Raw genomic sequence first — 7068 nt, forward strand, 5'->3', positions numbered from 1 at the left:
GTATTATTCTACGACTATTATTTTACGGCTAACGCCATCCGATTCAAATTTGCCTGCCAATTTTGGGACGACGTAAGCCTCTGGCATTCTGGATGTCGTTGGGACACTATCGCCAAGACGGGGGAAATGTGATGGCCCAGACAGAAGGTTGGCTCGCTAGAGTCGCTCGCCGCTTCGGCGAGATGATGTCTGGCAACTCGCCCACGCACTCCGATTCACAGCCAACCGTAACGACGCCCGTGACGACGGCTTCAGCGCTGCCGGCCCAATCCGACCGAGATCTTGCAGCACTGGGCATCAGGTTGAGCACCAACGGCCGCTACCTCTGTGGCGGATACTCATTCTCGAATCTCCAGCAGGCATCCGAATATGCGGCAAGGATAGCCAAACCGATCGCTGCCGCGCCAAAGCCTATTACTTCTGCACCCGCTCGTGCTATTTCGATGGGGCCGCGCGCACCAGCCTGCTGGTTAGCCACGGCGACGACGCTCCAAATCGGTTCCAGATCCGCGAAACTTGACATGGTCTACTATGGTACTCCTGCCCGGTACGACCCCAAGCATGACAAGAGCAGAATCGATCCCTTGCTGCCGATCAACCCTGAAGGCGATCCAACGGGGGCCACCCTCACCTATTGGCAAAGTTACGATGGCCTCGAACCCCGTGCCCGCTGGACTTATCTGGAATGGCTGGAGGGCGGCAGGACGAACCCCGACATCCCGATCGGATATGTGTTCGTGTTCTTCTACGGCCTTGAGCAGCGGCTGCTGGTCGATGACGCCAAGGACGAGGCATCGACAATCTTTGCGGAGATCCGGCGCCTCCTTGAGATCTATGGTGAAAACTACTCGTTCGCATCCTACGCTTCCCGGCTCTTGGCGCTAGCCTGCCTCTATGATGAGGATAGGGACGAGCCAATTGCTTCCGCACCGTCTCGGAACTACGAGATGGAACTCCCCCTCAATGTCAGAGTACGGCTTGGTCGGCGCATCGAGGAAGGCCAGCCGTTCAACGCCGATGACTGTATCCTCTGGGTGCTATCGCTACCGGACGTCTACCTTCGGACGCCGGGCCAACGATGCTTTGATGAACTGCTCGAACTTTGGCGCGTTCGTTTCGCAGCCCGCAATCCGGAAGGCCTGCGAGTCCGTCGGCCCAAGTCAAAGATCCGCTCCCAGTATCAGGCTGCGAGCAACACGTTCTTCCGATCGATCGAAATGGAACTTCCTGACATCTCTGGGACACGGGCACCGCTCAATGGCCTCCGCACTATTCTTGACGGCTGCATCGAAGATCTCTCAGCCTACAGCCGTCTGCTGGGGCGCGACCCTGACGCTCGTGGCAGATTGCGTGGCGACCTCCTGCTCCCACTGGAGCTACACCCCGGACGATCCTCGTTCGCAGCCTGCCGCAGTGTTCTCGATAAAGCGGTAGCTGGCGGCTTTGTAATGGCCAGCGATGTGGCACAGGCCCTGGATTTCGAGATCGAGCCAGGTACGGAAAAACTTCCTGCCAACTTGGTCAGGCAAATGGGCGTGGCGCTCGACGCCTTGGATTTGGGTTTCGAGCCTGATCGCCGTTACGGTCCAGCAGCTACCCTCCGCGCCGATGCTCGCATCGCCCTATTCGACGCGAGCCTCGGTGGCCCTGTGGATTCAGACCGCTCGGCCTACGCTGCTGCGCGCGTAATGGTCGAGGTTGCGACATTGGCTGCCGTTTCGGATGGCACTGTCGTATCTTCCGAGATGGATGCCATCGAGCGCCGCCTGCGCGCGACGTCCGATCTCAAGGAGGAGGAGGTGGTCCGACTGCTAGCATGCGCAAAAGCACTTGCGGCAGATCCGCCGAAGGTGCGCGCAGCCCTCAAGAAGTTGGCGGATGTCGCACCTGAGAGCAGGGCTGCCCTAGCAGCGTCAGCTGTCGAAGCTGTGCTCGCGGACGGCCGGGTCATTCCCGACGAGGTACGGTTTCTCGAGGAGCTCCACGTAGCGCTTGGGTTACCCGCAAGCGCACTCTACTCCGCCCTACATCGTAGCGGCGAGGATGTCGGACCAGTAGAGGTGCTGCCCGCCACAGCTGAGCATCTGGTGCCCCTGCCAATTGAGCCCACCCCATCGGGAGTGGCCATCGACGGTGCCAGGCTCGAGAGGATCCGGGGCGAGACTAGACAGGTGTCTGCGATGCTCGCTGCGATTTTCGTCGAGGAGCAACCGGATTACACCCCTGCACCTCCGCCCAAGGCGAACCCGACCACATCGGCGTTCGCGGGCCTCGACGGGCCACATTCCGACCTGCTGCTGCGCCTCCTCTCCGATCCGATGCCACGGTCCGAGTTCGACGCCGCCGCTGCAGAACTTCGCCTTATGCCGGACGGTGCCATCGAAACGCTTAACGAGTGGGGCTTTGACACTCTTGGAGAGCCCATCGTTGAGGATGACGACAACGTGCGCATTTCACCAGATGTGATTGACCAACTTGAACCAATAGGAGTTGCCGCTTGACCTCAATTCGACGCAAGGACCGGGATCTTATCATTCAGGCCCTTTCCGCCGGCGTCGTTCCGCGGGTTGGCCTGCAGCACATACAGGTGGGACGTTCGCAGGAGGTCGGCGCGCTGGTCCGCGACATCGACCGCATCGCCGATGCGGGCTCGGCCATTCGCTTCGTAATTGGGGAGTATGGTGCGGGAAAGACCTTCTTCCTGAACCTCGTTCGGCTTATCGCCCTAGAGAGGAAGTGCGTGACGATTCACGCCGATCTTGCTCCAGATCGCAGGCTTCATGCGACGGCTGGGCAGGCACGCGGCCTCTACGCGGAGGCGGTGCGGAACATGGCAACGCGCACAAAGCCAGAGGGCGGTGCCCTCCCGAGCATCGTCGAACGCTTTGTCACGGAATGCGTCAGGGAGGCAGAGGATGCTGGATCCCCCGTTGAACGCGTCATCGACCGACGGCTTGCCCCGCTACTGGATATGCTTGGTGGCCATGACTTTTCAACGGTCCTCAAGACTTACTGGCGAGCCCACGAGGATGGCGACGATGGCCTCAAGGCTGCGGCGCTGCGCTGGCTTAGAGCTGAATATCCTACCAAGACGGAGGCGCGTCAGGCTCTTTCCGTCCGCAGCATTATTGACGATGCGGACATCTACGACACCTTCAAGCTACTCTCTGCCTTTGTGCGGATTGCTGGTTACGCAGGCCTCCTAGTCGTCTTCGACGAGATGGTGAACCTCTACAAGCTCCAGAGCTCCCAAGCCCGCAATCAGAACTACGAACAGCTTTTGAGGATGCTCAACGATGTCCTTCAGGGAAATGTCGAGGGACTCGGCTTCGTGTTTGGCGGGACGCCTGAATTCCTGCTCGACAGCCGGCGGGGTCTCTACAGTTACAAGGCCCTCCAGTCCCGCCTTGAAGAGAACAGCTTCGCAATAGAGGGACGGATCGACCTCAGCGGACCGGTGATCAGGCTCCAGAACCTTTCGCCCGAGGACCTGCTGGTACTGCTTGGGAACATCAGATCGGTCTTCGCACTGGGCGACGCCTCGGCTTTCCTCGTCCCGGACGAGGCGAAGACCGCGTTCATGGAGCACTGCAACAGGCGGATCGGCGAAGCCTACTTCCGAACGCCCCGTAACACGATCAAGGCCTTCGTCCAGCTCCTGTCCGTTCTCGAGCAGAACCCCGGAACGGAGTGGCACGAGCTCATAGGAGCGGTCTCGCCAGACATGGAAGAGCCGGAAGAACCAGATGCGGACGACGAGCTTGTCGATCTCCGCATCTGAGACATCGTCCTACGACCGCCTCCATCCCGAAATCCGCCGTTGGGTACGCGATGAGGGATGGACCGGTCTGCGCGAAATCCAGGACATGGCCATCCGCTGCATCCTGGGATCAAGTTCCGACGTAATCATCATGGCCGGCACGGCTTCGGGCAAGACTGAGGCCGCCTTCCTCCCGCTTCTCACCCAAGCAGCAAATCTGTCTGGTGGTGGCCTACGCCTACTTTACATCAGCCCGCTCAAGGCGCTGATCAACGACCAGTTCCGGCGCCTTGAGCCCTTGTGTGACCGCTTGGACATGCCAATCACCCGCTGGCATGGCGATGCACCGCAAGGGGCGAAGGCTCGGCTCCTTCGAAACCCGGCAGGTCTGGCATTGATTACGCCAGAGTCCATCGAGGCCCTGCTGCTGCGGCGACCTGCTGAAGCCACGAAGCTTTTCCTTGGGGTTCAAGGGATCATTGTAGACGAGCTCCACGCCTTCCTCCAGGGACCTCGGGGTCTGCACCTTGCATCGCTCCTACGCCGGGTAGACAGGATCACTGGCGCGCGACCACGGCGGGTGGGCCTTTCCGCCACGTTGGGTGACGCGGACGCCGCCTGTCGTTGGATGGATGCAGTAAGCCCTGAGACCGTCGCGGTGCTACGCGCACCGCAGAGCGGCCCAGGCGTTAGGCTGCAGATCCGCGGCTACGAAGAACCGCCTGAGGGCTCTGGCGTGGACGATATCGCAGATGACGGGGCGAACGATGCGCTCAGCCGCATAGCCAATCATATCTTCGCAAACCTTCGCGGATCAAACAATCTCGTATTCGCCGCATCCCGCCGGACCGTCGAGGCACTTGCAGACCGCCTTCGCGAGAGGTCGGAAAAGGAAAGAGTGCCAGAGGAATTCTTTCCCCATCACGGCAGCCTATCCAAGGAACTGCGCGAAACACTGGAAACACGCCTCAAGGCAGGTGACCAGCCAACGACAGCAGTCGCGACGACGACGCTGGAGCTCGGCATCGATCTCGGTAGCGTGCAGTCCGTAGCTCAGGTCGGAGCGCCTAGGTCCCTCGCCGGCCTGAAGCAGCGCCTGGGTCGAAGTGGCCGTCGCGGCAGTCCCGCAGTACTTCGGATCTACGTCCGCGAGCGCCATCTTGATCCGGATTCCGATCCCCTAGACAAGCTTCGCCTCGAAACTGTCCGCGCGGTTGCCTGTGTGCGCCTCCTTCAGCAAAACTGGGTGGAGCCATCCACCGAAGACTCCTCGCTCGCCACAGTAGCGCTTCACCAGACGCTCTCGCTGATCGCATCCGGAGGAGGCGTTCGGCCCGCCGCTGCACACAAGCTTCTCTTTGGGCGGGACAGCTATCTCGCCTTCGCTCCTTCCTACTATGCTGACCTTCTGCGTGGTGCGGGACGACAGGACGTCGGCCTGCTCGAGCAATCCCCGGACGGCATCCTCATGCTCGGCCAGGAGGGAGAGAGGCTTGTTCAGGGTCGGGACTTCTACGCTGTATTCAGTACCGACGAGGAATGGCGGCTCGTTTCGGCGGGACGGACTCTGGGAACGGTACCGCTCACCAATGTCCTTGGCATCGGATCATTGGTCGGCTTCGCCGGTCGCCGGTGGCGGGTTGAAGCCGTAGACGATCGGGCGAAGGTGCTGGAGGTAGTGCCCCATCGATCCGGCAAGCTTCCGCGCTTTGATCGGCCAGCAAACGAACAGTTGCATGATCGGCTCACCGCAACAATGCGAGAGGTGCTATCCGACAGCGAGATCCCTGCCTACCTGGATGCAACCAGTCGCGATTTTCTGGAACAAGGGCGAACCGCCTATCGCAACTTGGCTCTCGACCGAACCGCATTGATCCCGGCTGCCAGAGACACGCATGTCGTCAGCTGGCGCGGAACGGCGCTCAACTCGGTACTCTCGATTGTCCTCATGAGCGCGGGCCTGGAGGTCGAGGTCCACGACTTAGGCGTTACCGCCATAGATACGACTCCCGAGGAATTGACGGCCGTTCTCCAGCAGGCAGGGGACTGCCCGTCAATGGACGATCTTTCGGAATTTGTCCTTAGTCTGAGAACTGCAAAGCTTGACGATTTTGTGGACGAGATTTTGCTCCGTCGCCTTTGGGCTGTCCGCAATGCAAAACACCAAGGTGCTGTAACCTCGATACTAAACGAATTGCGGAGGTCGGTCACATTCTGACAGGATTATCGATCGACAACTGATCGCCAACTGCACTCGAAAGTGGTGTGAACGCGAGGCCGACTGCCATACCCGACAGGGGCCGTGCAAGGTGGTTTGAGTGGCAGTTTTCTTTGAATGGCGCTCCGAAGCGGAAAGCCGCAAATTGCTCCTGCTCTGTCGACGGCTGCCACCTCGATGCATTACCCCGGGGCGTCGACAACGAGGTTCCTTTCCGAGGTTCCTCGTTTTGCCTTTAGTGACAGAGGCTCTTCAGCCGCTCAAGGTGCTTAGAATCGACTTTCTCGATCGCGTCGAAGAGCGCGACCGCCGCTCCCCTCGTTTCCTCCAGCGTCATAGTCGAGAAGGATAGCAAGTCGTCAATGTTGTCAGAGTGGGATTCGACCTGGGCGAGCCGCTCGAGAGCGGCCAGTTGTTCCCGGTCCAGCTCGGGGTAGTCGGCGCACAGCTTGTCGAGCTGTCCGGGCAGCCCACCGCCGCCTGGACACTTGAAAGCTAGGAACACGTCGAGCACCCGTCGGATCACGTTGGGAATCATGTAACCATGGTCGTCGTAAGCGTCGGGCTGCTCCACAAACCTGAGCACATGGCTGAAGAGGAAGTGGTATTCGGAATCGTACTCGCGGAGCAGCTTCGACATCTCGATGATCGTCGAGGACCGACGGGCTTGCCCTTCCGGGATCGTCACGTCGATGAAGAGGAACGTCGCCGTCGGGTCTTTGCCAGCCGGAGGACGAGCCCGGCCTTTCCAAGCCTTCCTGAACTCGTTCATGCACTGCAGGTTGTGGGTGAGGATGAATACCTGAGCGGCTTTTTCGAGGCGGGTCCTCACGAGGGAGCACGCGAAATTCAACGCCTTCGTGTCCAGGCTCGATACTGGATCGTCGACGACCACGATGACGTCCTTCAGCTTCCGGTTGTCTGCCTCGATGGACGATAGAAAGTAGGATATCGCGATCGCGGTGAGAACACCGGCAATAAAAGGGGCCAGTCGTCGGCGGGCATCCCCGGGATAAAAAGGGGCCAGTCCTGCTAGACCTCCGTTTTTGGGCGGGGGTGGAGGATGAAGAGAGTGGAACTCTATCAGAAG

4 protein-coding genes are annotated in these 7068 nt (G+C 60.1%); 3 read left to right on the top strand and 1 reads right to left on the bottom strand.

Annotated elements, in window-relative coordinates:
* Window positions 1-302: 302 nt before the first annotated feature.
* From FMM79_RS19270 to FMM79_RS19280, 3 genes are read left to right on the top strand one after another with little or no spacing between them, the layout of a single operon-like run.
* On the top strand, window positions 303-2501 hold the full coding sequence (locus tag FMM79_RS19270) for a TerB N-terminal domain-containing protein (protein WP_162528561.1): 2199 nt from the start codon (window positions 303-305) through the stop codon (window positions 2499-2501).
* On the top strand, window positions 2498-3781 hold the full coding sequence (locus tag FMM79_RS19275) for an ATP-binding protein (protein ID WP_148629111.1): 1284 nt from the start codon (window positions 2498-2500) through the stop codon (window positions 3779-3781). The genes FMM79_RS19270 and FMM79_RS19275 overlap by 4 nt, the downstream gene beginning before the upstream one ends.
* Window positions 3747-5978 (top strand): DEAD/DEAH box helicase, encoded by a 2232-nt coding sequence (locus FMM79_RS19280; protein ID WP_148629113.1) that lies wholly within the window; start codon window positions 3747-3749, stop codon window positions 5976-5978. Before FMM79_RS19275 ends, FMM79_RS19280 begins: the two co-directional genes overlap by 35 nt.
* A gap of 235 nt (window positions 5979-6213) precedes the next feature.
* On the opposite strand, the gene FMM79_RS19285 is transcribed toward FMM79_RS19280, so the two are convergent.
* A partial coding sequence (locus tag FMM79_RS19285; RefSeq protein ID WP_240339315.1) for an AAA family ATPase occupies window positions 6214-7068 on the bottom strand: 855 nt, incomplete at its 5' end.

This window comes from Novosphingobium sp. BW1 (assembly GCF_008107685.1).
GTDB lineage: Bacteria > Pseudomonadota > Alphaproteobacteria > Sphingomonadales > Sphingomonadaceae > Novosphingobium.